We start from the raw sequence: 25,373 nt of genomic DNA on the forward strand, positions 1-25,373 counted from the left end.
ACATCGCCTATAAAATCGGGAAAAGAGGAATTTTTGATGAAAGCCACCATTCCCTTCGCTTATACGGCCCAGGTGATGTTCCCGCGATCCGACGCGCCCAAGGACGAGGTGTTCGTCGAAACCCTCGAGATCGACGTCCCGGAATATCGATCTGGAGACATCCCGGTCGCCATGACCTATCGCTGGCGAGGCGGAAACCCCGGGAATCCTGTGTATCTGCTGAACGATCAGTTCCTCACGAGCGGGCGTAGTCACGCGACGATCTCCGTCGACCAACTGCACCCGCACCCGGGGATGAACAAATTCAACCTTGTCCAGCAACACCTGTACGACTACAGCAGCAAACAGCTCAACGTGATCGCCGCATGGTACAAAGACGGACGAGCCGGACGGGACCCTTCGAAGGTTACCGACTGGATACGTTCCGATCGGGAAGAGGCGCTGGACACAGCCAAGTCCTTTTTCGACGGGATGGTTTCCCTTGATGGCGTTCTGGTCTTCGAGACCAGCGAGCCGACCATTCGCGTCACCCCCGGCCAATCGACACAGGTGTCCGTGGCCTCCTTCGATATCGGAAAGAAAAACTTGCGCGGCCATCCGCTGTCATCTCCTCCGTTCCATATCACCCAAGCGGCCGACGCCATACGGTTCGCGCAGGCCCGGTATGGAAACGCGCCGTTGGAAGTCCACTTCGATCCGACCAGTCTGGATATCGCGATCCCCGCCGCGTTCACGTTCGAAATCGGCAGGTATTCCCTGGAGTGGGCCGCCTCGGAACTCTTCGAGGCTCTCTGCGCCAACATTCGCCATGTCCCCGACAACCGCATCGAAGAGTGGCAACTTTTGCGGCGGCTGATGGCTGAAAAGAACTCGTCAGGATGGGAGCATGACGTCGTTCCCGTCGTCGAGGCGCTGATACCCTTGGTCAGGAACGGCCCGCAGCGCAAGTCTCTCTCGGCGATGCTTCAGGTCTGGGCGGACCACGATGTCGTTGATGTCGCGTTCGGACGGCGACAAATTCGCCCGTAAGGTTGATTGATGCGGGGGCTGATCGCAGTTTAGAAGCTAAGCAGCCGCCACGAGAGGATAACCGATGATCGACATGGAAAGAATGCGGGAAGTCGCGCTCGCCGCGGCAACACTGGAAATCCAGGAGGCGACAAGCCGCAAGCGTTCAGTCGATGAGGGCATAACTGCCGACCGTGCGCTCTGGGAAGACATCCGACGCAAGGCTATCGAAGCCATGGGCAATGCCTTCACCTTCGATGTCAGCAAGATTGGTGACTATTTCTACCAGTTTCCGGGGCTTGCCGATCAACCTGCACCCCGTGGAACGCTAGCGAGCGCGATCCGCCGCTCGATTCCAGAGGTCGCGTTCAAGGAATTCCAATCCGAGATCGAGGAACTCCATGAAGCGCAGTTCGCGAAGTACCAGAGAGTGACTTCGCAGATATGGGCAGAAAACGCGATGTCCCTCGTCCGTTCGCACGGCGATCCGATTTCGAGGGACATGCGCGAACGCCTGAACCTGATCAAGCTCGATCCGGCCTCGCCGACCATCGGCGAGGCCCTCGTCGACATCGCCTACCTGATCGACAGGCTGGAGGCCCATGCCAAGCACCAGCAGCCCAAGCATCGGGATGGATACGAAACAGTCGCGAGGCGTCTCCGGGAAGCCAGGGACTTCATCCACATCGAAATCAGACGTGACGACGAACTGGATCGCGAGGTTCAGCCGACCGCGCAATCACCGAAGCCGTTCAGATAGTTCTGGCGCGGCCCCTCCCACCGAAGTCACATTTTTGGCGTTGGTGGTCTGCGACGTCTTCGAATACACCCACCAAAGCGAAATCCAGTTCTATAATTAGTTGACACGCCACCCAGTTGACGCGATCATTTGAGGTCTTCAATTAACGGGTTCTGGCGTGTCGCTTTTCAAAGTCCTCCATGATCGCATTTTCGCGCCTCTCGCAGGCCCGAACAAGCACTTGTTCGAGCAGGTCCTGCTTGCGATCTACGCCAGGTTCTACGAAGTCAACCGCAACGCGCCGTCGCGCGAGGAAGTCATCGCTGTGATCGAGGAGATCATCGGCGATCATATCCTTGTGGTCGAAGACGAGTTCACGCCCAAGAACGAAGCGATCGGAAAAGGTGATGCCGGCAAGTCGGTAGGCTGGAGCCGTGCGCGCCGCGCTGCGAAGTATCTCGAGGACTGCGGCTGGCTGGAAGTCAGCAAGTCCGGGTACGCCGTCCACATGGAGTTCTCTCCCGTCGCCTTGCCTCTGATCAAGGCGCTGGCGGAAATCGAATACGCGACGTCCAAGGGACTCGAAGGCGTCATGCAGCTTCTCCAGGCCGTCTTCGAAAAAATGCTGAACGGTCAGGAACGCTACACGGCGGCGCTGACGGACTGCATCCGCTATCTCAGGGACGTCCACATTTCGATGCGGGCGACCCGCACGAAGATGAACGGCATCCGTCAGGAGGTCTTCAAGGGGCGCAATCACGAGGAACGCTTCCGTATCCTCATGGACACCTATGTCGCGCAGGTCCTTCAGTACGACATCAGCAAGCTCATGTCCGAGAGCCATCCCTATCGCTTCAAGCGCTCGATCCTCGGTGTCATCAACACGCTGATGGCCGACCGCGGCCGTATGCAGGTCATCGGCAACGACTTCGCCCGCGACGCCTTTCCCGATGCCATGGACGGCACCGACGACGAAGCCGTTCTCAACGCGCAGCGCGAAGGATTGAACCTCGCCTTCCGGCGTTTCGACGACATCAGAGAGTCCTTGGAGATGATCGAGGAAACCTCGCGCTCGATCATGCAGGTCAAACAGAAGATCGAGGCACAGCTCGACGTCTACGGCACCATCCGTCTGACGCAGCGCGGAACCGACAACGCCAAGGTCGAAACGATGATCGAGGGGCTAGTCGGTGCAATGGCTGCCCGTCCGGCGGAGATCGACGACAAGGACATCGGGCTGCCGCAGATCGTGCTGGACCGTCGCGTCGTCCTGCACGAGAACGCGCTATTTGACCCGCCGATGCCGAGGCGCAAGCCCGAGCGCAAGGTTCAGGCCCGTGAGATTCCCGATCCGGTGATGGATTTCCGCATCGAACTGAACGACGCCTACGCCCGACGCATCAACCCCGACGACGAGCGGCTTATCGCGTTTCTCGACCGTCTCGTCGGGCATGTCGGTGAGGTCAGCTTCGATGAAGACGCGCTGGCCGATATCGACGACTTCGTGGTCGCCTCGGCGCTCCTGCGCATCGTGATCTCCGGAGAGGTCCCGCCTGCCGTCGACAAGCGGTTCTCGTTCGAGGCCCATCCGACCAGCCTCGTAAACACCCGTTACATGAAATGCCCAGGCTTCACCGTCTACCGCACAGGACTTGCCCGCAATGCTGCTTGACGAAATGAACGACACCTTCAGCGCCGACGAACAGACGGGCATCAAGAAGGCGATCGCCTACCTCAACCGCAACCAGTTCTTCCACGCCGAAACGCCCGGCAACACGGCGATCCGCCGCGCCCTGACGAGCGGAAAATCGCGGCGGTTCATCGACCAGTCTTTCTCGCTGCTCGGCTACCACTTCATCTACGACGAAGTGCAGGGCTGGTTCGGCGTCCTTCCCGGCGAAGACATCGCCGTCAGCCGTTCCATGACGATGGTCGACACATTGATCCTTCTCGTCGCGGCCCGGGCTTACAATGTCGGGTTCGCGGACGGATGGGTGGACGGTCGCGGCAACGTCGAGACGTCGTTCAACGACTTCTGTGACACGGTTCAGTCGTTCGCCGTTCCGGCCGAGATGAGCATCGCGCCTGCCCAGATCAGGAACTCGCTGCGGGACCTCGAATTCATGAGCCTCGTCGACCTCGGCCAGAAGGTCGAGGCGTCCGGCGACATCCCGATGAAGATCAGGCCGTTCATCGGCCGCATCCTGACCACCGACGTCTCTGTCCGCCTCGAGAACTTCATCAACCGCAAGAACTCTGAAGCCGGTGCAGAGACCATCGCACCGGCAACCGCAGAAACCAACGAAGACGCCGAGGAAATCGGCCTGCCTCTGGAGAACTGATATGTGGCTTACGAACGTCGCCGTGGTCAATTGGCACACCTACGGAATCACCGATATCGCAATCGAAGGCCAGATCATCGGCCTGATCGGTGACAACGGCCATGGAAAGAGTACCGTCCTCGACGCCTGCCAAGTCGTTCTGACGGGCGGTATCGAAGGCGTGAAGCTGAACAAGCGTGCGGCCGGTGCCGCCGCCAAGGACGCCCCCGAGGAAAAACGCAGCATCCACAGCTATTGCCTCGGCCGCCTCGACCCCAAGACGACGCTGCGAACCGAGTGCTACACCTATGTCGCCCTCGCCTTCGAGGACCCGGCTGGCGTGAAGGCTCCCGTCTCGCTGCTCCTATGCTTCTCCGCGACCAGCGAGAACACCAAGGCCCATCTCGAGGCCCGCGCGATCATCAAGGGTGCGATCGTCAAGACGGCCGACATCGTCAACCGCACTTTCGATGGCCAGATCGTGATCGAGGACTGGGACGACACGAAGAAGCGTCTCGACGTCAAGATCACGACTGCTGGCGGCTCAATGACGCTCTATCCGTCGACGGCCAAGGAATTCCAGGAAGACTACATGCTCGCGCTGATGTACCGTGGCCAGTTCTCGGTGCGCAAGCAATACCTCAAGAACATGGAAAACAGCATCGCGTTCACGAACGTCGATTCTGCCACCGAGTTCGTGCAGAAATACGTCCTGCCGGAAGACCCGATCGACATCCAGTCCCTTCGGTCGTCGGCAGCCCTGTTCAACACGCTGCTGGAGCGCGTCACCGAGGTCGAGAAGCAGATCGACACGCTGAACGCCCTAGCGACCACGCTTGAGCGACGTCGCGATCAGGAGATCGAGGCCGACCGCGAGAAAGCCGTCGCCGCCTTCGCGTCTGCCCATGGCGCTCGCCGGACGCGGCGCGGTCTTGTGCGTGATCACCGGGTTCTCGCCCGCGACTTCGACAAGAAGTCGGCCGAAAGCGCCTCGGTCGAAGCCGAAATCAAGCGCCTGGAATCAAAAAAGGCAGTTCTCCTTGAACGGCGGGCCGCCATCGGCAACGTCCGAGAACTCAAGATGAAGAAGGACCTGCTCGTTTCCCTCCAGAAGCAGCACGACCAGCGTCTTGCGGAGGTCATTGGCCCCAACGGCCTCGGCCGCATGGCTCATACCGCACGCTACAAGCTCGATTCGCTCAAGGAAGCGCCGAAACTGCTCGCCCCGTTCATCGATCTGAACGAGGCGGTGAGCGGCATCGGCAATCCTAGCCGTGACTACCTCCCGACCGACGCCGCCGCCGCCGATGCCGCGTTCTCCCGGATTACCGCGCGCCTGACGTCGGAGATCGGAAACATCGAAGCAAATCAGCGTCAGCTTATCGTCGCCCAGGACGAGGCGAGCCGAGAACTCGCCGACATCGACGCCAAGATCGCCACCATCGAGAAGAGCGGTCGCCGCCACGACGGTCCGACGAGCCGCTTCGTCCAGACCCTCTCCGAGCACGGCATCGATGCAAGCGTGCTTTGCGACATCGTCGAGCTGGTCGACGAAGACTGGCGTGACGCCGTCGAGGCTCTGATGGGTGGCGACCGCGACGTATTCTTCGTAGCGCCTGAACACCTGCATCAGGTCTACCGCCTGATGCGCGAACACAAGGTCGCCGACAGCGTTCGCCCGGCGACGACAGGCAAGCTCGGCCGCCACGAGGTCCGCCAGCGGGAAGGAACCGTCACCTCCCTCCTCGTCAGCGACAACCCCTATGCCAAGGCGTTCCTCGACATCAAGTTCGGCAATATCCAGCTTGCCACTTCCGACAAGGATTTCGACCGTCCCGGCCGCTGGCTCACCAAGGAAGGTCAGTTCGAGGACGGGACGTCAGCGCGCAATCTCCGCAAGACAGAGCCGAGGATCGGCCACGCGGCCGCAGCCAAGGCTCTGCCGATGCTGAGGGCGCAGCGCCAGCAGGTGGTCGGCACCGTCGGCAACCTCAACGGCCGTGTCGAGAACACACAAGTCCTGATCAATACTCTCAAGGCTTTTGAAGGGCTGGCCGCGCGAATTCCTTCGGTTGACCGTCCCTTCCAGTCGGCGGTCGAGGATTCGGACACGCTGACCGCCTCGATCGAAACGACCCTCGAGGACATCGAACGGATCGAGGAATCGAACGACACGTCGTCGATCGATCTTGAAATCGCCGAGGGAGACGAAGAGATGGAACGTCTCAAGGCCGCCTTCAAGGACACGCTTCGCGCGGTCGGAACGCTTCAGACCCGCCGCGACGACGCACAGAAGAAGCTCGATGGCGGCATCAACACGCCTGGTTCCAAAGCCTTTACGGATCGCGCCAACGCCGAACTCAAGACGACGCTTTCGAGCCTCGACATGCCGCACGAACGGGTCTCCTATTTCAGCGCCTATGCCGGCCGCATCGTCGACGGCGACAATCCGGTTTCGATCAGGGAGGCGGCCGACCGCAAGGCACAGAGCGCACGTCGCGCCCTCGACCTCGGTCGTGGCGACGCGACGCTGCAGGCTGAAGGCTGCATCGAACTCCTGAACGCCGGGACAGACCTGCCCGCCGAACGGAGCCTCGTGGGTACGGTTTTGCCATGGGCCGTAACGACCCGCGACGATCTCAAGGCCAATGTCCTATTCGACTACCGCGAGCAGATGAAGAAGGCGGTCGAGCAGGGCGAGCAGATGTTCAAGAACGGCTTCCTCAACGCGCTGGCCGAACGTTTCGGCCGCGTGAAGGACCAGATCAGGAACTTGAACAAGATCATCAAGGGAACCTCCTTCCTCGGCGAGGTCTACCAGATCAGCATCGTGCAGGCTCCTGGACGGGAAGTCTTCCACACGGCCGTCGAAGCCCACGACAAGATTTACGCCGCGACGTCTGGCGGCGGGCTGCTCGCGTCCATCCTCTCGGAAGACGAAGCTGCCGCCATGGACGAGATCAAGGGCATGATCTTCAACGGCCAGACCGCCGTCGACCTCGACGAGTTCACCGACTATCGGCAGTATTTCGCGTTCGACCTCCTGATGACGCACGAAGAGACCGGCGTCACCAACAACCTGCGTTCCCGTCGAGCGACGGGTTCCGGCGGCGAGGTCCAGACCCCGTACTACATCTGCCTGATGGCCGCCATGTCGAACGTCTATTACGGCGGCCCGTACAAGGACCTCAAGGCAAACGAAGGTGGCCTGTGCCTCGCGATTTTCGACGAAGCATTCAGCAACATGGACGAAAAGGTCACTGGCCAGGTCGTCGACCTCGGCAAGCGTCTCGGCCTCCAGCTCCTGATCTGCGGCCCGTCGAACAAGAAGGTGACAATGCAGCGCAACTGCGACACTGTCCTGACCGTCATGCGGTCCTCCGACAAGCGCCGCACGAACATCTACGGCGAGTACATCCACGCCAACACGCGGGAAGAACTGCTTTCGCTCGATCCCCGTATGATGACAGACGAGCAGGTCATTGAACTCAAGACGCGGACGGCGGCATGACACGTTTCGTCGACCTCCTCGTTCGACGTGTCGAAACCAATCCCCGGTCTAATCGGTGGCTCAATGTCGACGACTTCTCCTACGCCAATGCCAAGGAGAAGTCGTCGACCCTCGATCGGCTGACAGATTTGTGCGCTCTAGGCGGCTTGCAGGCCAAGTACGGTACGAACGGTTTGCAGCGAACCATCAAAGAGGTCCGACCGCTTGATCTGGACAGCCTGTACGCCGCGCTTGGCCGACGCCCCCACGCCGAGGCGGCACGGGAGGCGACATCGTCCTTGCGTCAAGGTGCAGAAGACTGGGAAACCGCCGTCATCGACCACATCGAGGGTCTGTGGTCCAGGCACGCGAAATGGTGTGGCATCAGCCTAGCCGAGGCCGATCGGTTGCAGCCGCTGCAAAGAGTATCGCGGGCTATCCGCAACGGACTTCACGCTGGTCGCGACATGCGGACGTTTTCCACCCGAGAGGGCGGAGACAGCAAGTTCGTGGAGAAAAACGATGCAGCAATCCTCTCCTACGTCTACCATAGAGAACAACGCCCTGACGGCACACTCAGGGAAATCCTGGCGCGGAGCGGTTCTATCAAGATCACCAGTCCTGTTCTCGTTTCCGGGGCGTTTTCGATCGGCGACCTCGCACTCGGACAAGAGCTCTCCTACTGCGGCCTTCCAATCCATCGGCTCGATGACTTCTCGCTTGATCGTCGCCCCGACTATGTCCTGACCGTCGAGAACCTTGTCTCCTTCCATAGGCACGCTGTCGAGATCAACGACGACCAGAGCGGTCTTGTCCTCTTCACGAGCGGCCAAGCATCGATCGCCTTCAAGGAGTTCTATGCAATGCTCGTCACGCAACTGGCCGACGTTCCGTTCTTCCATTGGTCGGACATCGACGAAGGCGGTCTGGAAATCACCAAGACCATCATGGGCGTCAATCCGGCCGTGCGGCCGCATTTGATGTCGCTCGATCTCGTCATGGAACACGGTGCGCGAGCCACCGCTCCGGTCGCCGACGACGGACGGTTTATGGGTACATGGATGGCCGAGATCGCCGCCTACCTCGCCATCCCCGGCAACCGCTCGCTGGAGCAGGAGATGATTGAACCGACGTTGCCCGAAATAGGTCGCTAGGAGAGCACTAGAAGTCGACCCACTCCCTTCCCGTGACCAAGTCTTTCCGTCTTCCCGTTTTTGGATGGCGGTGCCAGCCGTCCGGATCGCCCTCGCCCGACCATTCGTCGAAAGCCTTCTTGGCAAGCTCATATGTCGCGAAGCAATAGCGGTCCGAGTACCCGACAAGGTCTATGTCGATATGCATCGTCCAATGGAAAAGAAGCTGGAGGGTCCCGATGTATCGGCCATCCGGCAGCTGGCGCAGGTCGATGTAGGACTCAATGACATGGTCTGGAAGCTCGAAAGCTTGGGCGCTCGACGCCCCCTCGATATCCATTCCCCTTTTACTCCGACCAGTTCCGTCGTCTTGGGTTTAGCGCTTGCGGCTAGCCTGTCAATGCTTGGGGCCTACTTCCTAGACACAAAAATGCCTCCGCGATCGGTGCGGACGCATTTTACGAAAGCTCAACTTATGTAAGTCAGCCTGTTCAGGGAATCACGTTCAAGATTGCCTTGGCATAGAAGCGGCTCTTCGGGTCCGTACCTGGAAGGTTGTTGACGGCGTCGCACATCAGAGCAAGCGCGAATTTCCCTGTCACGCCGGGTGTGACATAACGCTGGCTCGTCGCAAGAAACGCGGACATCGTTTTCGTCGGCCAAGTGTCGAGGACATCGCACCAACCAACCGAAGGCCCGGCAAACTGGTAAGTCTTCCCCACCTTGACGGTGGCGACGGCGGCCGAAACGTTCCACGGCGCAGCTGTCTCGTCGAACATGTAAGACTTGAAGACGTACTGGCTCGGAGCGGGCGTCGACGGCTGCGACGGAGTAGAGGGTGCTGACGATGTCGCAAAGGCGTTTGCCGGCAGGACGTTCGCACGCATCTGAACGATAGGCGGGCGAACGACGTAGATCGGATCGTCCGCAAAGGCAGGAGCTGCGGTGGCAAGCAAAGCGGCTGCGGCAATCAGGTGCTTCATCGACATTCAAATCCCCAATGTAAGGCTATCCATCGAGTATTGATGCCGGCCGATACTAATACAAGCGGCTCAGTACGCGGGACCGTCCGGCTGTTCGGCGAAATAAGCGTCGTCCTTGAGGATCGGCCTATTCTCCCAGATGGCGTAAGCACCCATCAGAGCCTTGTACCTGATGTCGTCGGAGACGCGGTAACTTGATCGATATCTGCTGCGGGCCGCGTTTTCGTGGACTTCGTAGACCTCGTAAAACTTTTGCCAGGTTTCCAGCATCTCGGTGATCGCGTCCTCGTCCCTTGACGCGGCAGCGGCGTTGAAGGCGCGGCGAGCCAGCATCCAGTGAGTGATCACCTCGTCGGGCTGCTCCGCCAACTTGATGTCGTCGTCCAGCACGAACTTCCCGATGCGGATCATTTCGCGCGTCATGATGTCCGACTTCGGCAGAAGGTGCGGCAGATGCACCTCAACATCGATGTCCTTGTAGATCGTCGCCTCGCGCTCCCGCCGCGCGCGGTCGTTTGCCCATGCTTCCGCCGAGGCGAGGTCTCCGATGGCGAACATCATCGAATGAGCGCCGGATTTTTCCTCGGTCTCTCCCAGACGCACGTTTATGACAGCCGGGTGCCTATACTCGACTTCAGCCTTGATGGTGGGCAGTTCCGTGCGACGATGAAGGACTCCGTCCACAAAGATCAGCTCGCGCGCAGCTGCCCTGACCTCCTCCTTCTTGGCCTCGACGGCTGCACGCCCACGTTCCTCGTCGTAGTATCCCTCGATACTGTAAAACTCCCCGTCCGGCTCCTCGGTGAGGTTCCCGGCAGCGAACTTGGCCAGATCGTGGCTGTTGTGGTGGTTGAGTTCGTCGGCATTGAAGTCGGCAATCCTGATTTCAGGGTCGCTGGTCCTGCGCGAGAAGAAATCCCCTTCGAACTCGACGAAATTTCTCTCGAACCGATCCCTGAAGCCGTCGTTGCCAACGACCGTCACGGCCAATGCCGCCTCGGCCGAACTCGCGCATTCGATCTCGATCTTCATCGCGCCTCCGAACGTCCCCGACACCGGCTTGCGCTTGCCCTTCGGCACGTACATGGCCTCGAAGAAATAGGGAACGTCGAATTCGATTGTCGGCATGCTCAAGTCCTTGATGGTCGTGAGTCCACTATAGGCATTCTCGAGGCATGAGACGATACGGGGCGGCGTTGGTTCCTTGCCTGGCCGGCGGCATATTATCGGAACATAGGGAGAACTTCCACGGCGGAACGACGACATGGCCACACAACGCGCAACTGACATCGAGGTGGTAAAACCATCCGGCGGCGCTGTTGGTTTCGTTCTCGACCAGAAGACCAAGGCGAAGCTCCGCCGGGTCATCGACGACGGCACGCCGCCCAATACCCAGCGCGCGTATTCCAGCGACATGCGGTACTTCTGGACGTGGTGCAGCGCCATCGGCTGGACAGACGAGCCGGTCGTTCCCGTACCGCCCGAGATCGTCGCCAAGTTCGTCGTCGACCACCTGGAAGGCCTCGAGGAGGATATCGAGCTTGAAATGCAGGATCGCGGAGCCAAGGCGAAATCCGGCCCTCACTCCATCGCCACCATCGACCGCCGTGTCTCGACGCTTTCCACGTTTCATAAGACGAAAGGCCATCCGTCGCCTTGCAACGATCCTACCGTGTCGAAACTGATGTCGAAGGCCCGCAAAGCGGCGGCCCGTCGAGGTGCCAAGCCGAACAAGAAAAAGGCCGTCATCAAGGACATCCTCGAGAAGATGCTCGAGACCTGCTCGGGAAACACAGTCCTCGACCGTCGCGACCGCGCTCTGCTGTTCTTCGGATGGGCGTCCGGCGGCCGCCGCCGTTCCGAGATCGTGTCAGCCGTGTTCGAAAGCCTCGAAGAGCGCGGCGAAAATTTTGTCTACCAGCTCGGCGTGACGAAGACCGACCAGGAAGGAGAAGGCAACGTCGTACCGATCTCCGGCCGCGCAGCCGAGGCATTGAAAGCCTGGCTTGACGTTTCGAAAATCGACCGCGGCCCGATCTTCCGGTCAGTCGACAGGCACTCGAACATCAGCAAGGCCGCCCTAAGCGACAAGGCCGTGGCCCTCATCGTCAAGGAACGCGCCAAGAAGGCTGGACTCAATGCCGCCGTGTTCGCGGGACACAGCCTTCGATCCGGCTTTATTACCGAGAGCGGCATTCAGGGTAAGAGCCTGCTCGAAGCCATGAAATTGTCGGGCCACAAGACCATGCAGGTCGCGGCTGGGTATCATCAGGCCGGCTCGGCATTGCTGAACGAAACTGCCGACCTCGCTGGCTGACAACGGCCTTGACCGAGGTCCTTCCTGGGTCGATCATTGATGTCTAGGGAGTCTTGATATGTCGCACGCAGCAGCCGAAATCACCTCTGACGTCTTCAAATCCGGAGGCCACTCTTATAAGATAGCCTACGCATCGGCGACGAAATCGCGGTCATCGAAAAACGACGACGTCATCGCGCTCAAGGAACAGGACGGCGAGGTCTCCATTCTCCTCGCGGACGGTGCTACGGGCTTCGGATTCGGCCACGTCGCCGCGCAGGCTCTCTCCGACTATTTTCAGTCTTCGTATGAATCCCAGGCGACCTCGCGGAAGGCCAAGCGCTTCTTGATCGACGCCGACGAAGCCGTCCGACAGGCATGTGCGGGCGAAGCCGAAGGTGCCGACACGACCGGCATCGTGCTTTCTCTTCTCAACGGCCGTATCGAAGGTGCGTCGGCAGGTGACTCGCAGGCCATCGTCTTCGGCTCGTCGACATACCAACTCACGGGCAAGCAGCGCCGCAAGCCGCGCATCGGCAACGGAGCCTACGCCGAGGACTTCACGGGGCGGATCGCTCCCGGCGACGTCATGGTCGTCGCCTCCGACGGTCTCTGGAACCGCGTCAAGCTCGATCACGTCTCGAAGGCCGTGCTGACCGCGAGCGGTCTCGACCAGGCGGTCGCCAAGCTTCTTTCGATGGCGAGGACATCGGCCGGCAAGTTCGACGACGACGTGTCTGTGGTCTGCGTCTCTCTGGCCTGATATGGATCATGCTTCCGAGCTCGCAGCGTTCGACCTCGATCGGTCGCTTGGCCGGCTTCGCGAGCTTGCCTCCAAGCCCGACGGTTGGAAAGGGCCGGACAGCGTCGCCATGCTCTCCCCCGTCCGCGATGCCGCCGAAACATTCCTTCGCGGCTACGATCGGATCGGCTCTGCAAAAGACCTGTTCGTCGGCCTCGATGCCGACGGCGACGTCACGCTCTTCCTGAAGGACGCTTCCCTGATCCTCGATCTGAGTATCGGGCAAGATCGAACGTATTCGTTCTATGCCGAGACACTTGGCGGCCAGACGTTCCAGGGCGACTGCCTCGATGTCACAGCGGCCCTACCGAGTGGCCTAATCGATGTTGTTTCGCGATCAACTGCCGGCTAGCAGCTCGAACAGCCCGCCGATTATCTCCACGATAAGCTCGAACCACCCGTCTCCGCCGTCTTCGCGCCTGTCGTCGTCCATTTGAACCTCCGTGGCCAATTTCCACCCTAAAATGGGAAGCAAAAAGGGCGTCTTGGTGTCCGCCCTTTGTCGAAATCCGGTCGTTCTGGTGGTCGTTTAGCGCCGGAACCTGGCCATCAACTTCTTGCAAAGGACGACGATCTTGTCCAACACCCACCACTCGACCGTGAAAAGGGCTGCCGTGGCGACCACCGAAGCCAAAGTCATGGCGGCGATCTCGCCCCAGGTGTTGTCTTTTGTCGCGACTGCAAGGAACTTCAACGCCGACCATTCCAAGGCGACAAGGTAAAGTCCAAGGACTACGGCCGCCGCACCGACCAGCGGCGCTCCGATTCTGGATGCAACGTCTTTCATTTTTTCTCCCTCTCCTGTGGGGTTGATGATGTCTGCGAATCCACGCAAAATCAACGCGCCGATAGAGGAACGCCAATGCTCAGAGCCGCATTCAGACTGACGGAAAACACCGACCCCGAGGAGCGCCTGGAGGAAGCTGCGCTGTGGAAGGCCATGCACGACCATTACGGCCCCGATGGGATTGTCGCCGTCCGCGAGCTCAGCCAAGCGCCGGATGGATTGCCGATGTTCGGTCGTACCCCGAAATTTCCGGTGCAATCGGCCAATCCGGTCTCCGACACGCTGGAGTATTGGACCGACCGGGCATTTCTCGCCGCCTGCCGCCGCGAATTCTACACGGTCCCCTTCGAGGCCGCGGAGAAGCTGGTCAGAGGTATCCAGGCGCGTGGCAAGGGCGCGTTCATAAAGTCCACCAGCCTCAAGCACTACACGGCCATCGTTCAGCGCGACGGCGACTTCCGTGAAGCTTTGGGAGACATGGCCTATTCCTTCATGGACGGCGGCCCGCTGCTGATGGTTCAGGAACTGGCCACGATCGAGTACGAATATCGATATTTCGCGATCGACGGCCGTATCGTCACCTCCAGCCCGAACATGACGGCGCTGACGCCGATCGACTACCCTCTGCCGCCTGGAACCGTTTACAGAACGCCCCATGATCCCGTTCCGGAGAGACGCCACGAAATCCTTCAGGCACTTAGCCGCCTGGCAGCGAACGTGGCTTCGTCCATGGCGGTCCCGCATGCCTGCATCGACGTCGCGATGATCAACGGCGGTCCAGGCATCGTGGAGATGAACCCGATGCAGATCGGGCAGGTCGGCCTGTTTGCCTGCGATGTCAGGGCGCTTGCCCGCGCTTCGGAAACCTTGGTCGCCTCCTATGTACCGGAGCCTGCTTTTGGCTTCGGCCAATCCTCCACCGACGAAGAAGACTTCAATGACTTCGGCCCGTGAGGGGCCTAGAGAACGGGTTCTATTCTGGACGATCCAACGACGTCCTCCGAGCGCCGTTTCGCTCCGCTGAGATAACCAAGGGCGAACGCCGGAACGAAAACTGCTGCGGCCACCACAAGGTAGCCCAACGGCGTCGGCGAGAAGACACCGCCGTGGACGGCCGTCAATCCGTGAGAAGCGAAGACGTCGGCGGACATAAGCCTGGACACCATCCCGCCGATCAAGCCTGGATTGCCACCCGTCAGTTGCACCGAGCAGTCCGGGCCAAGCGAAAACGGTTGACCCACTTGTTCGGCGAGCTTGCTGTAGGCCTCGTCCGTCATCTTGCACATGGTGCGGCTCCTGAATTCCAGTCTATGAGGTCAGAAAAACGATAAGGAATGGTTTCCTCAGCCCATGACGGCCATGAGCGTCGTGACAGCCTGCTGGTGCTCGTCGTCGGCCTTCTGCTGGAGGACCTTGCATTCGACATCGGATTTGCCGGTGCAGTCCACGGTCGGTTTCGTGGTGATCGCGAGGACGAGAAGGATGAAACATGCCGCCCCGAAGGTGAGCAGGACCGCATCGCGAATGAACTTGCCGATTTTGACGTGCGTGTTTTCCATACCGAAATGCTAGGTTCCATTCGTTTCGACCGTCAAGACGCCGGCCTTACAGACGCGCTGAGAACGTCGGTTCTCGAAAAAGCGCAGATCGTTAAAATCGATCGCTCCGACTTAAGAACGGCATCATACACGCGATGGTAGTTGGTTTCGGACACCAACAACGGAGACCCGCATGTCCTTGAAATCCATCGTGCTCGCTTCTGCTCTCGCCGTCATCGGCGCGACCTCCGCCATGGCCATCGACGACTTCCAGATTCCGCAGGCCATCACGATCCCCGCCTACGCCTTCGCCGACAAGGTCGACATCATCGGCCTCAAGCCCGGCATGAAGGCAGACGAGGCGCTCCGCATCCTTAAGGAGCGCAAGCCGGAGATTTACATCGACAACAGCCAGTTCGGAAACCGCGTGGTCCGCTCGGTCGAATTCCCGTCGCGCTACAGCTCGTGGGAACGCGAAAACGAGGAGATCAACGTCCTCATGGTCTCTCCGAGTTCCGGAAACGAGGTGTTCTCCGTTTCCCGTAGCCTGGAATTCTGGCGCGACGAAAAGCGTCCCGACTACGAGACGACCGTCAAGGCCCTGACCGACAAATACGGAAAGCCGAGCGCCGAAGAGGTCATCCCTCCGACCCCGGGCGACATCAACCACCGCGGCCGCTCGACCACCCTGATGTGGTACTTCGGTGGCGAAGGCAAGTGCGACCTCAAGAAGTTCGACGGGATGATGAGCAATCTGTCGGACCTCTGCACAAAGGTCACCCATCAGACAGGCCCCTCGGTCACCAACGTCATGTATTCGCCCGCCAAGCTGGAGTCCTACCAGAAGACGGCTACGGCCGGCAGTGACGTGATTCTCGTCGCGAAGGTCTATAACCATGACGACGACAATCGCGTCTTCGGCATGTCCGTCTCGTTCGTCGACCTCAAGCGCCGCGCGCTCACCGCCGAGGAAGACCTCAAGCTCGTCAAGGCGGAGCAGGCGAAGTTCGACAGCGTCAAGAACCCCGCGCCGGAACTCTGATCCGGACTTGTTGGACGGAAACCGAGCGCATAGATCGCAAGGGCGGGGCCGATGAGGTTTCCGCCCTCTTCTTTTCGGGAACGACACACATGCAACGCCTTCTTCCCCGTATCATCGGCCGTCTCGTGGCTATTGGCTTCTTGGCAATCCCGATCATGCCTTCGCCGGCATTCTCCGAGGTTTCCTGCCGCCCCGACTCCTTCGGGACGACCCGTTGCAGCGACGGCACGACTTACCGCACCGACTCCTTCGGAACGACCCGCGACAACCACGGCAACTCTTGGCGCACGGATTCATTCGGCAACACCCGTGGGAGCGACGGCACTGTCTATCGGCGAGACTCCTTCGGGGTCATTCGCGACAACCGTGGGAATTCCTGGAGAACCGACTCTTTCGGGACGACCCGCGGGAGCAACGGCACATCGTGCAGGACGGACAGTTTCGGCACCCTGCGGTGCAGATGATTTGAGGCCCGGACCGTCTGCCCGGGCCTCCTGTCAGCCTTTGACCGTTAGGACAGGCACAATCCTCGCTACCTTTCCAACGAGTCCCGCTGCCACCATCGGATCGACAACCTGATCGATTGGACGATAGGCGGCTGGCGCTTCCTCCCTCAGACGCCCGTCGAGTTCGTCGAGGACATCCCGCCTTCCCCGCACCATCGGATCGTTGGGGTCGACCGGACCCACCACGCGCAGTCCTGCCGCAGGTCTCGGCACCGCCCTGGCCTCCTGCCGCGATAGCCGACGACCAGCACCGTGAGCCGACGACGACAGTCCCTCGTCCGACCCCATACCCTTGAGCAGCCACGTGCCGTCGCCCATCGATCCCGGAAGGATCACGGGTTCCCCGAGCCATTCGTAAGGCGAGCCGGCAAGACTACCGATGCCGCCCGCCGGGCATGCGCCCTTGCGGTGCCTGACCACGCCATCACGTTCCCATACGGTGTTGTGCGGGGCGTCGTAGACCAGGCTGTGGCCCACCTCCCTTCCGAGCGCCCTCCCGATCCCCTCGACGGCCGCGAGACCGATCAGAAAGCGGTTGACGAACGCGATGTTGGCGGCGTTCGCATGACCGTTGACGTAGCGGGCGTAAAGGGGATCGCCTATCGGAACGATCCTGTTTTCACCGTCTGACCCCCGTCCGGCGCGAAGTTTCTCCCGCGCGGCACTTCCGATGCGCTGCCCGAAGTCCAACGAACCCGAATGGACGACAAGGACAACGGCCCCCTTGCGAATGCCGCAAGCGCCGGCGAACCCGCCGTCCACCAGGCCTTCAACGACGCCCAGCTCCACGAAGTGGTTGCCGCCGCCGATGGTTCCGAGGATGGCATCGTGCCTGAACTGGCCGTCCGCCGCTCCGTATTCGGCGAAGTCCGGATCGACAGCCGTCGTCGCGAACGCGCCTGCGTCCGACATGCGGTCGAGATCGCGCCATGCGGACGCGATGTCGAGCTTCGCCAGCAATCCCCGACGCTCGCTGGAGATCGACTGGATCAAGCCCGGCATGCCATCCCGAAGGATCGCTCGACGGTCGTTCCCTGTCAGGGCTACATCCCTGCCGCCCTGGAAGAAGACATGGCGCAGGTGCTTCTCGATGTCAGGATCGGCGAGATCGTCGGCCGTTAGACCTTCCAGGGCCATCATGCGCATGCCGCATCCGATGTCGTTGCCGACGAGATGAGGCAACACCGCTCCTTCCACCTCGACGACGACACCGACCGGAACCGGCTTGCCTGGGTGGAAATCTGGGGTCGTGGCGACTGCGCGCACGGATGCGCCGCGCCGCGCGAAGGCATCGACGTGCGGAAGGGCGGCCTCGAGGTCGGCCATTGCGCGCAAGCGCTGACGTTCCGGTTCATCGCGTGCGACGACGGACCGGACTGAGTGTCCCGCGGCGGAGCCGACAAGGACGTGAGGTGTGTGGTTGGACATTTTCGGCGTCTCCGTTTGCCATGGGTTCAGCAGCCGCGGCGATACGGATTGCGGCAATAGATACACGTCGAACGGCCTCAAGTCAACGTCGACATCTTTGAGGTCCTTATATTCCGTTCACAAAACTCGTCCGGACGTTGCAGAATTGAAGGATTCGAATTGACGACCCCGACAGTCCGGGTCAGCATTTTCCCATGACGCTATCGCTTGACAGTCTTGATTTCTCGTCGTTGGCACCACGGCCGGCGCTCAGGCGCGCGCAACCCGGAAAGGTTGTCTCGACGGACTGGGCCTGGATGCTGAAACAGGCCGCCGACAGCGACGCCAACGTGCCGCGGACGCTGCTGAAATGGGACTACCAGCGGGGAAAGATCGCGGGACCGGACCGCTGGAAGCGCATACGTCCGGGAATGGAGGCTTTCGTCCACCGTCGGCTCTACAAGGTCACGGAAGCCGAAGTCCTGGCCGCCATCGCCGAGACCGCACCGCCCCTCGGCGGAACCACCAGCCTCGACCGCGCCGTCGGCAACGTGAAGGACGCGACCTCGGCCGCACCGTTCAACCTGATGCTCCACAAGCTCCTCGAGACGCTGGACCGCGTGCCGCTGTGGCAGGATTTCGAGCGCTACCACCTCGATCACCCCTCGGTCTACCTCGAGGATATCGCCAGGCACACCGGGGTTCCGCTCGACGTCTTCCTCGGAGACTGGCTGGCCCATCCCGTCGCCCGTGCCGTTCGCTACCGTCTAGGGACCGCCTACAATTCCTTCATCCGCGAACTCCACTTCCTGGCCGCCATGGCCGGGCGCGGGATACACCTGTCCCACCACTTCATGCTGGATGCCGTCTGGAAGATCGATTTCCTCTACGGACAGACGGCGATCGAGCTTTATCTTGTCAACTCGGACTACAAGCACGAGGACGGAGGCAGAAAGCTCAAGTGCGTCGATGTCAATCCGTCCCGCGACATCCTCGAGGTTGCATTCGGCGAGCGCCATGACGCCGCGTCCTACGACAAGCCGTGGCTGATCGACGACGAAACGATCCGCACAGCCGCAGAAAGGCTTCTCTCCGGCGAGGTCGATCATCGGAGGCTTCCCAAGTTCTTCGCGTGATCGCGTCGTCCACAATTCGTGATCGGCAAATCAATGAACTCGGGGTTGCGTTCGGTTCAGACACCCTCTAATGGATGACGGTCCGCGCGTGCGGGCGTCCGCATGAACCCCGAGTGCGACCTGAATGATCAATATAATTTCGTGTCTGACCCACGATCATGACCCCGCTTACGTTTTGTCCGCTCTGATCGTTTGCGCGATCGGCGCTGGCCTGACATCGTACCTGTTCCAAAAGGTCGTCTCGTCTCGTGATCAGGTCAGAAAGGCCGCGTTGTCGATCATGACGGGTATGACCGCCGGTTCGACGGTCTGGACGACCCACTTCGTGTCGATGCTCGGTCTACGGGTCTCCTTTCCCCACAGCTACGCCATGACAGGAACGCTGTTTTCGCTGTTCCTGGCAATGAGCCTGTCTTCCATCGCGTTTCTGGTGGCGGGAATGGGCCGTACTTGCGCGCCCAGGCTTCTCGGAGGCACCGCGCTCGGCTCGGGTATCGCCGCCATGCATTACACGGGCCTTTCGGCTTTCGTGTTCAACGGCACTTCCACCTACGATCCCGTCGCCGTCGTCGCATCCTGCGTTCTTGGAACGGCCTTTTCGATCTCGTCGATCGGCTATTCCTGCGTATTCCCGAACAGGTATCCGCGGATCATGACGGCCGTCCTGTTCGTATGCGCCATCGCGAGCCTGCATTATGTCGGCATGCAGAGCCTGACGTTGACGCCTGGCACCGGCGATGTCACGGGCGGCGGCAGCACCAACAGCCATGATCTGTTCCTCGGCGTCATGTTCGTCGCCACCATGATAATGACGTTCGGCATTGCCGCCGCGATCCTCGACACCCGCTCGACGAACGCCCGTTTGCGCGATCTCGAACACCGGGCCTACCACGATCCGCTCACCGGCCTTCCAAATCGCTCGCGGCTCGACGAACAGCTCTCCATCCATCTCGCCGAACTCGAGAAGGGCAAGCTCGCGGTCGTCGCCTTCGACCTCAATCGGTTCAAGGAGATCAACGACGTCCACGGCCACGAGACCGGCGACGGCGTTCTCAAGACGATCGCGGCGCGCCTGACGGACGTGCTGGAGGAAGGCGAGTTCGTTTGCCGTGTCGGTGGCGACGAGTTCATCGCCTTCCGCGCGGGTATCGGCGGCCGGGAGTGCGCGGAAGCCTTCGCCGAGCGTTTGCGGTCCGCCGTCGTCGCCGACATCGACCACGACGGCAAGACCCTCGGCGTCGGGTCGTCGCTTGGGGTCTGCATCGCCCCTGACGACGGTACGGATGCCCGCGACCTTCTGATCAAAGCCGACCTCGCCATGTACCGCGCCAAGCGCGACCGGCTTGCGAACGCGATGTTCTACGATTTCGAGCTCGACGAGGAGAACCGCTACCGCAGCGCGCTCGCAATCGACCTGCGCAAGGCCGCCGAGAACAGGGAGTTCGACCTGGTCTACCAGCCGCAGAACGACATCGCCACGGGCAACGTCATTGGCTACGAGGTCCTGATCCGCTGGAACCATCCGACTCGAGGTGCGATCTCTCCGGCGGTGTTCATTCCGATTGCCGAGCGCGACGGACTGATCACCGAGATCGGCGATTGGGTTCTCAGGACCGCGTGCTGCGAGGCCGCGACGTGGGAGACGCCGGTCAAGATCGCGGTCAATGTCGCCGCGCGCCAGCTTGCCAACGACAGCTTCCCCGAGACGGTGCGCGACGCGCTGTCCCAGTCAGGCCTCGACAGCAGCCTGCTGGAGATAGAGATCACCGAGTCCGGTATCGTCGCCGACGCCGACCAGGCCCGCAAGATCGTCAAGGAGCTGAAGGCCATCGGCGTTTCAATCGCCATGGATGATTTCGGGACCGGCTACTCGTCTCTGTCGACGCTTCAGTCTTTCCCGTTCGACAAGATCAAGATCGACAAGACTTTCGTGAAAAACCTGACGAAGTCGGTTCAGTCGCAGGCCATCGTCAAGTCGACCATCTCTCTCGGACGGGCGCTCAACATCGACGTGCTGGCCGAGGGTGTCGAGACCGCGGCCGACCTCGACTTCCTCCGCAAGGAGGGGTGCTTTCAGGCACAGGGCTTCCTGTTCGGCACGCCACTGTCGTCCGAAATGCTGATGGCCTAACGGATCATCAGAGCTTCGGGCGATTCTGGAAGATTGTGCCTGGTTCCATCGTCCTGTCGGCAAAGCGCGTTTGCATGGCCTGCGCTATGGTGAGGCCGAGGTCGTAGGCCGGCGCGCCGTTGGATTCATGGTTTTCTTCGGCGAACTCGACCCATGCGTCGACCAGCAACTGGATTTCCCTGTCGTCCTGCGTCAGCGTGGCGGAAGCAAGCGCCTCCTGGAAATTCATCCATGAACGGATGTAGTCCGGACTTGCGCGGTTGAGTTCGACAGCACCACCGGAGCGCAACGCCTCTGTCGCATGCCTGACAGCGTCGTCGGCGACGTGATACCGTGATAGCAGTTCGGACACCACCGTCGTGATCTCGGCCGATACATGGATGGCGATTTCCTCGCCGGCCGGCGCTGTGCGTCCCTCCGCGAACGCCAATGCCTCTTCCGACTCATCGATCGCAAAAGTGAAATACCTGCTGCGACCTGACGTGTACTTGTCCAGGAAGCCCGGACTGATGAAGATAGTCGGATCGCGGACGAAATCCTCTTCGGCAATGAGGACGGGCTCTGGGCAGCGTTCCCACACGGTTCCGTCCAGGAACAACAGTCCTTCGGCCTTCTCGGTCAGTGCCTGAGCGATGTCCTGTTCGTTCGATAGTGTCTCGCCGACGAACGACGGCCTTGGGTAACCGCCCTTGTTGATGGCGAACGAGACCTGCGTGAGTACCAGCTGCTCCGGTTTGTCGCTGTGCGGCTCGTAGTCAATCAGTATCCTGTCGACGATATCCTCGGCCCGCATCGGCGTTCCCATGCCGGTCAGAGGCCGGTAGAAATTGCCGTTGAAGGTCCTGATGTCGACGCGGCCCTCTTCGCCGACGGCGTGGTCCTCGAAGAAATTGAAATCGTGTCGGCGCGTCCAGCTGATGCATACCGGCGCGTCGAGAAACGAGGCAGTGGCTACGTTGACCGAAAGCCAGTCGGCAGCGATGACGCGATCCATCCGGCGGCTGCCGGGAACCTTGCCGGTGACCTGGAACGCGTATGGAAGCTTGATGTGCATGTCGGTCCTCTGGCGCAGGCTACTGCCGTTATCTTTGTCGTATCCACCCTAGACGGTGCCGGCGCATTCTTCCATAGCGTGCCATCCGTTGCGACGTGAAACCTCGAATTCACCGCCGCCTCTTCCGCCTGTCGTCCATTGCGCGTATAAAAGGCGATCTGACAGCGCAGCCTGCGCGTTCCAGCGCCGAGGAACAATGACCTCACAAGATCGTAAGACCCCGATACCAAACACCCCCTATTTCGTCATTCCCGGTGAGGATTTTTTTATCCGTGACGAGGGCGTCGGTGCCTACCAGATCGAAGGCATCCCGCTAAACTCCGAAGGCGCGCAGGGCGTTTTCGACATCGAACTCCAGCAGGGCATGGTCCACGTGAGCGCCTGTTTCGGATCGGAGTCCTGGGGTGTCGGCATCGGCAAACCCGTTGTCATCGACGGTGTCCGCTACAGCGTTTCGTTGCACTCCGACCCCGTCCCCTTCGACGAGTTCGATCTGGCGAGCGCCGCAGACAGTCTCTCGTTCTCGATGAGCAACCTTGATCAGCGTTCCAAAGGCGGCGCGCTCAAGCTCAACCTGCCTCTCTCTGTGGAAGAGGACGATCCTGTCTACGCCGAGACGCGCGCGCGCTTCGTCTGGACCATTGCGCGACATATCCGCGAATTGGCGACGGCGCACCCAGGGTTCGCGAACGGCTTCCGCCAGGCGGTGGCGGTCCTTGAGATCGCCCGTCTCCGCGACGAACAGGAAGAGGCGTGGCGGGCCGTTTCCGAACGGACCAAGGCGATCCACCGCTACATGGCTCTCGTCCCCGACGAAATGGCACGGGTAGCCCCCTGGACGTTTTCCTCACAGGAAACCGATCCGACGCCCGTCGGGATCGCGGGAGACGGGTTTGAGATCAATGCATCAGGAGTGCATCACGCCACCGTAAAGCTTGTCGATGGCGCGACTTTCGTCATCGTCGGTCTTGTCGACGGATCGATCCGAACCGAGATCATGAGACCCTGATGACCGCATGGCACGGCCTCACCGACCCCGCCTTCGGGGCCGAAGTCACGTCAGAGGAGTTTTTCGTCAAGGGCGGTTGCCACCAGCTTGCTTTGGCTCTCGTCTCCACCGTCGAAGGATCGGCTGTCGTAGCGATCTACGACAGTATCTCCCAGGACGGCCTCGAACTCGACGAGCCATGGCTCGTTCATGCGGGAGCGATGGTCGGCGACGCCATCATTGACGTCGAAGGCATCCACGACCGCGACATCTGGATCGAGGCCTGGGCGGACCAGGCTCGTGAGCCGTCATTCGTCGAATGGGCACCTGACGAGATTCCCTTCGAATTCACCTCTCCGGCTCACGAACGGTTCTCGACTGCGGTCGCCTCTCGCCTCGTCGCGGCGTTGTTTTCCGAACCGCTTCCGCCACGCCAGGCGGCAATTCCAAGCACCGCACCGTTGGCATGACCTACTCTATCGTGACGACCTTCGTCTGCAACGCTCTGTAGCTTTGCAGAACGAGGCTTGGAGAACTGACCACGGGATAGCCGGCGAGGTGGTCGTGCATCATGCTGACGGCAAGCGCCGCGGCCGAGAAACTCCCGACCGCCAGTTGGGGAGCTGGACACGGCTTCCCTTCTCTCATCTGGGAAAGAATGGAGTCGACTACATCCAGAACCTCCTGGTCGAGGCTGCTCGCGAGACGGCCGACGAAGGAAATGTAGACTTCGGCGTAGCTGTTTGGATCGCCACCCGCCGCGCGGACTTTTTCGGTGTCTTCCGCGAGCAGCGATGGCCATGTGACAGTCGCATCCGGGGGAAGATGCCAAACGAGTGCGCCAAACCCCACGTTGATGGCCGTAAACAGCGACTTCCCCTGTCGCGCCGTTTCTTCGTGGAGACGAATGACCGCCGGCAGATCGACCGTGTCGACGGTGTCGAAGACGATATCGCAGCGACCGACGATCCTGGCGGTGTTCGACGCATCGAGGTTGGCCATGACCGCCTCGACCTCCGCATCCGGATTTATCTCGAGGATGTGCCTGCGAAGACACTCGACCTTGGATTTTCCTATATCTGAATGACTGTAAAACTGTCGGTTCAGATTATGGGCGTCCACGACATCGCCGTCCACCAGTATGAACTTGCGGAAACCCGTCCGCGCAGCGCAGATGGCCGGCGCGCTTCCCATACCGCAGCCAGCGATCAGCAAGGTCGCGTCTCCTATCGCCAGTTGCGTGTCGGCCGATATGTATCCCTTGTTCCGTGTCACGAGCGTCTGGTAGTCGAAAGCTACGGTCATCTGTCGCCCCTCATGCCGCCATTGCTGGTCTGTTCGCCGAAGCTTTCCGCTCGCCCGGCCTGATGACTGTCGTATGGATATCCTCGGAGCGATTTTCGAAAAAGGCCCATACCGCGGGACAGTCGTTACGAAGCTTCCGCTCCAATTCCCTCATGTCTATGGCGTGTGGCCGCACGCTTCCATAGTAGTCTGCCACAGGGCCGATCGGTCTGTTCGGAAATCCGAGCATGCCGAGCTTCCTTCCCTGGGCAGGTTCGATTGCCGCGACGAACCAGCGGGCGTCGATTTCCAAAGCGCGGTGGTAGGCAAGGCGCAGGAGCTTGAGCTGTATGAGGTCGGAGGCGTTTCGGGCGGGCGGATCGGCAAGGGTATCGGATGGCCGGAAACCGTCGTCCGGTGACCGCAACCTCTTCCGATAGTCCGAGCTGACCATCATCCTGCTGATTTCCACAGCGCCCCCTGGAGCGGGCACAGGGAAGTCGGTGTCGGTCGTCATGCCGTGCGCAAAGAGCGGCAGGTTTCTTTGGTCGGCGCATTCTACGACCCGGAGATAGCCTTTCGGAATGGCATCTCCGCCGTGGACGATGACGTGGGTGGATATATTATCGAATTCGTCCGTTTCCAGACCTTCCGGATAGTCAGCGGCGGGAAGGAACTTCTTTTCCTCGCAGTAGACCCGATACCTGAACCTGAAAACGTCTTCCATG

26 protein-coding genes are annotated in these 25,373 nt (G+C 60.7%); 16 read left to right on the top strand and 10 right to left on the bottom strand.

The genetic code is table 11. The features are described 5' to 3' along the window. Positions 1–36: 36 nt before the first annotated feature. The 6 genes from FHT76_RS06410 to FHT76_RS06435 all read left to right on the top strand — a co-directional run bounded on the left by FHT76_RS06410 (position 37) and on the right by FHT76_RS06435 (position 8,712). Positions 37–1,029: a hypothetical protein gene (locus FHT76_RS06410; RefSeq protein WP_259184948.1), complete on the top strand. Its 993-nt coding sequence runs from the start codon at positions 37–39 to the stop codon at positions 1,027–1,029. A gap of 64 nt (positions 1,030–1,093) precedes the next feature. Further along, positions 1,094–1,768: a hypothetical protein gene (locus FHT76_RS06415; RefSeq protein WP_259184950.1), complete on the top strand. Its 675-nt coding sequence runs from the start codon at positions 1,094–1,096 to the stop codon at positions 1,766–1,768. A gap of 157 nt (positions 1,769–1,925) precedes the next feature. Then, positions 1,926–3,419, top strand: a complete 1,494-nt coding sequence (locus FHT76_RS06420) for a Wadjet anti-phage system protein JetA family protein (protein WP_259184951.1) — start codon at positions 1,926–1,928, stop codon at positions 3,417–3,419. After that, positions 3,409–4,089 (top strand): DUF4194 domain-containing protein, encoded by a 681-nt coding sequence (locus tag FHT76_RS06425; RefSeq protein ID WP_259184952.1) that lies wholly within the window; start codon positions 3,409–3,411, stop codon positions 4,087–4,089. The genes FHT76_RS06420 and FHT76_RS06425 overlap by 11 nt, the downstream gene beginning before the upstream one ends. Before the next feature lies 1 nt (position 4,090). Further along, on the top strand, positions 4,091–7,579 hold the full coding sequence (locus tag FHT76_RS06430) for an SbcC/MukB-like Walker B domain-containing protein (protein WP_259184953.1): 3,489 nt from the start codon (positions 4,091–4,093) through the stop codon (positions 7,577–7,579). After that, complete coding sequence (locus FHT76_RS06435) at positions 7,576–8,712, top strand: Wadjet anti-phage system protein JetD domain-containing protein (RefSeq protein WP_259184954.1); 1,137 nt, start codon at positions 7,576–7,578, stop codon at positions 8,710–8,712. Before FHT76_RS06430 ends, FHT76_RS06435 begins: the two co-directional genes overlap by 4 nt. Positions 8,713–8,719: 7 nt before the next feature. On the opposite strand, the gene FHT76_RS06440 is transcribed toward FHT76_RS06435, so the two are convergent. The 3 genes from FHT76_RS06440 to FHT76_RS06450 all read right to left on the bottom strand — a co-directional run bounded on the left by FHT76_RS06440 (position 8,720) and on the right by FHT76_RS06450 (position 10,802). Next, positions 8,720–9,031 carry a hypothetical protein gene (locus tag FHT76_RS06440; protein ID WP_259184955.1) on the bottom strand — a complete coding sequence of 104 codons (312 nt, stop codon included), beginning with the start codon at positions 9,029–9,031 and terminating at the stop codon, positions 8,720–8,722. Between the two features lie 151 nt (positions 9,032–9,182). After that, positions 9,183–9,680, bottom strand: coding sequence for a hypothetical protein (locus FHT76_RS06445; RefSeq protein WP_259184956.1), 498 nt, complete (start codon positions 9,678–9,680; stop codon positions 9,183–9,185). Between the two features lie 63 nt (positions 9,681–9,743). Beyond that, positions 9,744–10,802, bottom strand: coding sequence for a hypothetical protein (locus FHT76_RS06450; RefSeq protein ID WP_259184957.1), 1,059 nt, complete (start codon positions 10,800–10,802; stop codon positions 9,744–9,746). Between the two features lie 136 nt (positions 10,803–10,938). Here FHT76_RS06450 and FHT76_RS06455 point away from each other — a divergent pair, with 136 nt between their 5' ends. From FHT76_RS06455 to FHT76_RS06465, 3 genes are read left to right on the top strand one after another with little or no spacing between them, the layout of a single operon-like run. Continuing rightward, positions 10,939–11,991, top strand: coding sequence for a site-specific integrase (locus FHT76_RS06455; RefSeq protein WP_259184958.1), 1,053 nt, complete (start codon positions 10,939–10,941; stop codon positions 11,989–11,991). Positions 11,992–12,049: 58 nt separating this feature from the next. Then, the gene (locus tag FHT76_RS06460) at positions 12,050–12,733 is read left to right on the top strand and encodes a SpoIIE family protein phosphatase (RefSeq protein WP_259184960.1); all 684 of its coding nucleotides are present in this window, start codon (positions 12,050–12,052) and stop codon (positions 12,731–12,733) included. A gap of 1 nt (position 12,734) precedes the next feature. Then, on the top strand, positions 12,735–13,124 hold the full coding sequence (locus FHT76_RS06465; protein WP_259184962.1) for a hypothetical protein: 390 nt from the start codon (positions 12,735–12,737) through the stop codon (positions 13,122–13,124). Between the two features lie 177 nt (positions 13,125–13,301). Here FHT76_RS06465 and FHT76_RS06470 read toward each other — a convergent pair whose 3' ends face one another. Beyond that, on the bottom strand, positions 13,302–13,559 hold the full coding sequence (locus FHT76_RS06470; protein ID WP_259184963.1) for a hypothetical protein: 258 nt from the start codon (positions 13,557–13,559) through the stop codon (positions 13,302–13,304). A gap of 75 nt (positions 13,560–13,634) precedes the next feature. Here FHT76_RS06470 and FHT76_RS06475 point away from each other — a divergent pair, with 75 nt between their 5' ends. Next, positions 13,635–14,513, top strand: a complete 879-nt coding sequence (locus tag FHT76_RS06475) for an ATP-grasp domain-containing protein (protein ID WP_259184964.1) — start codon at positions 13,635–13,637, stop codon at positions 14,511–14,513. A gap of 5 nt (positions 14,514–14,518) precedes the next feature. On the opposite strand, the gene FHT76_RS06480 is transcribed toward FHT76_RS06475, so the two are convergent. Together FHT76_RS06480 and FHT76_RS06485 are read right to left on the bottom strand one after the other, a co-directional pair. Beyond that, a complete protein-coding gene (locus FHT76_RS06480; protein ID WP_259184965.1) occupies positions 14,519–14,845 on the bottom strand; it encodes a hypothetical protein in 327 nt (108 codons plus the stop codon). Positions 14,846–14,902: 57 nt separating this feature from the next. Continuing rightward, complete coding sequence (locus FHT76_RS06485) at positions 14,903–15,118, bottom strand: hypothetical protein (protein WP_259184966.1); 216 nt, start codon at positions 15,116–15,118, stop codon at positions 14,903–14,905. Between the two features lie 172 nt (positions 15,119–15,290). Here FHT76_RS06485 and FHT76_RS06490 point away from each other — a divergent pair, with 172 nt between their 5' ends. Both FHT76_RS06490 and FHT76_RS06495 read left to right on the top strand, forming a co-directional pair. Continuing rightward, positions 15,291–16,139, top strand: coding sequence for a hypothetical protein (locus FHT76_RS06490; protein ID WP_259184967.1), 849 nt, complete (start codon positions 15,291–15,293; stop codon positions 16,137–16,139). Positions 16,140–16,228: 89 nt separating this feature from the next. Further along, positions 16,229–16,603, top strand: a complete 375-nt coding sequence (locus FHT76_RS06495) for a hypothetical protein (RefSeq protein WP_259184968.1) — start codon at positions 16,229–16,231, stop codon at positions 16,601–16,603. A gap of 33 nt (positions 16,604–16,636) precedes the next feature. Here the strand turns inward: FHT76_RS06495 and FHT76_RS06500 are convergent, their stop codons facing one another. After that, on the bottom strand, positions 16,637–18,073 hold the full coding sequence (locus FHT76_RS06500) for an RtcB family protein (protein WP_259184969.1): 1,437 nt from the start codon (positions 18,071–18,073) through the stop codon (positions 16,637–16,639). 194 nt (positions 18,074–18,267) lie between these two features. On the opposite strand from FHT76_RS06500, the gene FHT76_RS06505 reads away from it, so the two are divergent. Together FHT76_RS06505 and FHT76_RS06510 are read left to right on the top strand one after the other, a co-directional pair. After that, positions 18,268–19,188: a hypothetical protein gene (locus tag FHT76_RS06505; protein ID WP_259184970.1), complete on the top strand. Its 921-nt coding sequence runs from the start codon at positions 18,268–18,270 to the stop codon at positions 19,186–19,188. Between the two features lie 124 nt (positions 19,189–19,312). Beyond that, entirely contained in the window at positions 19,313–21,319 is a 2,007-nt protein-coding gene (locus tag FHT76_RS06510; protein ID WP_259184971.1) for an EAL domain-containing protein, read from the top strand. 7 nt (positions 21,320–21,326) lie between these two features. On the opposite strand, the gene FHT76_RS06515 is transcribed toward FHT76_RS06510, so the two are convergent. Then, complete coding sequence (locus FHT76_RS06515) at positions 21,327–22,373, bottom strand: hypothetical protein (protein WP_259184972.1); 1,047 nt, start codon at positions 22,371–22,373, stop codon at positions 21,327–21,329. A gap of 196 nt (positions 22,374–22,569) precedes the next feature. Here FHT76_RS06515 and FHT76_RS06520 point away from each other — a divergent pair, with 196 nt between their 5' ends. Both FHT76_RS06520 and FHT76_RS06525 read left to right on the top strand, forming a co-directional pair. Further along, positions 22,570–23,382, top strand: coding sequence for a hypothetical protein (locus tag FHT76_RS06520; RefSeq protein ID WP_259184973.1), 813 nt, complete (start codon positions 22,570–22,572; stop codon positions 23,380–23,382). Continuing rightward, positions 23,382–23,831 (top strand): hypothetical protein, encoded by a 450-nt coding sequence (locus tag FHT76_RS06525; RefSeq protein WP_259184974.1) that lies wholly within the window; start codon positions 23,382–23,384, stop codon positions 23,829–23,831. The genes FHT76_RS06520 and FHT76_RS06525 overlap by 1 nt, the downstream gene beginning before the upstream one ends. Position 23,832: 1 nt before the next feature. Here FHT76_RS06525 and FHT76_RS06530 read toward each other — a convergent pair whose 3' ends face one another. Beyond that, the gene (locus tag FHT76_RS06530; protein ID WP_259184975.1) at positions 23,833–24,666 is read right to left on the bottom strand and encodes a ThiF family adenylyltransferase; all 834 of its coding nucleotides are present in this window, start codon (positions 24,664–24,666) and stop codon (positions 23,833–23,835) included. A 10-nt stretch (positions 24,667–24,676) separates the two neighbouring features. Continuing rightward, complete coding sequence (locus FHT76_RS06535; protein ID WP_259184976.1) at positions 24,677–25,372, bottom strand: PEP-CTERM/exosortase system-associated acyltransferase; 696 nt, start codon at positions 25,370–25,372, stop codon at positions 24,677–24,679. Between the last annotated feature and the right edge of the window lies 1 nt (position 25,373).

The organism is Rhizobium sp. BK176, assembly GCF_024808055.1.

Coding starts and splice junctions, on each gene's coding strand:
- FHT76_RS06410 (WP_259184948.1), top strand. CDS start 37: ATGAAAGCCACCATTCCCTTCGCTTATACGGCCCAGGTGATGTTCCCG.
- FHT76_RS06415 (WP_259184950.1), top strand. CDS start 1,094: ATGATCGACATGGAAAGAATGCGGGAAGTCGCGCTCGCCGCGGCAACA.
- FHT76_RS06425 (WP_259184952.1), top strand. CDS start 3,409: ATGCTGCTTGACGAAATGAACGACACCTTCAGCGCCGACGAACAGACG.
- FHT76_RS06430 (WP_259184953.1), top strand. CDS start 4,091: ATGTGGCTTACGAACGTCGCCGTGGTCAATTGGCACACCTACGGAATC.
- FHT76_RS06435 (WP_259184954.1), top strand. CDS start 7,576: ATGACACGTTTCGTCGACCTCCTCGTTCGACGTGTCGAAACCAATCCC.
- FHT76_RS06440 (WP_259184955.1), bottom strand. CDS start 9,031: ATGGATATCGAGGGGGCGTCGAGCGCCCAAGCTTTCGAGCTTCCAGAC.
- FHT76_RS06445 (WP_259184956.1), bottom strand. CDS start 9,680: ATGTCGATGAAGCACCTGATTGCCGCAGCCGCTTTGCTTGCCACCGCA.
- FHT76_RS06450 (WP_259184957.1), bottom strand. CDS start 10,802: ATGCCGACAATCGAATTCGACGTTCCCTATTTCTTCGAGGCCATGTAC.
- FHT76_RS06455 (WP_259184958.1), top strand. CDS start 10,939: ATGGCCACACAACGCGCAACTGACATCGAGGTGGTAAAACCATCCGGC.
- FHT76_RS06460 (WP_259184960.1), top strand. CDS start 12,050: ATGTCGCACGCAGCAGCCGAAATCACCTCTGACGTCTTCAAATCCGGA.
- FHT76_RS06465 (WP_259184962.1), top strand. CDS start 12,735: ATGGATCATGCTTCCGAGCTCGCAGCGTTCGACCTCGATCGGTCGCTT.
- FHT76_RS06470 (WP_259184963.1), bottom strand. CDS start 13,559: ATGAAAGACGTTGCATCCAGAATCGGAGCGCCGCTGGTCGGTGCGGCG.
- FHT76_RS06475 (WP_259184964.1), top strand. CDS start 13,635: ATGCTCAGAGCCGCATTCAGACTGACGGAAAACACCGACCCCGAGGAG.
- FHT76_RS06480 (WP_259184965.1), bottom strand. CDS start 14,845: ATGTGCAAGATGACGGACGAGGCCTACAGCAAGCTCGCCGAACAAGTG.
- FHT76_RS06485 (WP_259184966.1), bottom strand. CDS start 15,118: ATGGAAAACACGCACGTCAAAATCGGCAAGTTCATTCGCGATGCGGTC.
- FHT76_RS06490 (WP_259184967.1), top strand. CDS start 15,291: ATGTCCTTGAAATCCATCGTGCTCGCTTCTGCTCTCGCCGTCATCGGC.
- FHT76_RS06495 (WP_259184968.1), top strand. CDS start 16,229: ATGCAACGCCTTCTTCCCCGTATCATCGGCCGTCTCGTGGCTATTGGC.
- FHT76_RS06500 (WP_259184969.1), bottom strand. CDS start 18,073: ATGTCCAACCACACACCTCACGTCCTTGTCGGCTCCGCCGCGGGACAC.
- FHT76_RS06505 (WP_259184970.1), top strand. CDS start 18,268: ATGACGCTATCGCTTGACAGTCTTGATTTCTCGTCGTTGGCACCACGG.
- FHT76_RS06510 (WP_259184971.1), top strand. CDS start 19,313: ATGATCAATATAATTTCGTGTCTGACCCACGATCATGACCCCGCTTAC.
- FHT76_RS06515 (WP_259184972.1), bottom strand. CDS start 22,373: ATGCACATCAAGCTTCCATACGCGTTCCAGGTCACCGGCAAGGTTCCC.
- FHT76_RS06520 (WP_259184973.1), top strand. CDS start 22,570: ATGACCTCACAAGATCGTAAGACCCCGATACCAAACACCCCCTATTTC.
- FHT76_RS06525 (WP_259184974.1), top strand. CDS start 23,382: ATGACCGCATGGCACGGCCTCACCGACCCCGCCTTCGGGGCCGAAGTC.
- FHT76_RS06530 (WP_259184975.1), bottom strand. CDS start 24,666: ATGACCGTAGCTTTCGACTACCAGACGCTCGTGACACGGAACAAGGGA.
- FHT76_RS06535 (WP_259184976.1), bottom strand. CDS start 25,372: ATGGAAGACGTTTTCAGGTTCAGGTATCGGGTCTACTGCGAGGAAAAG.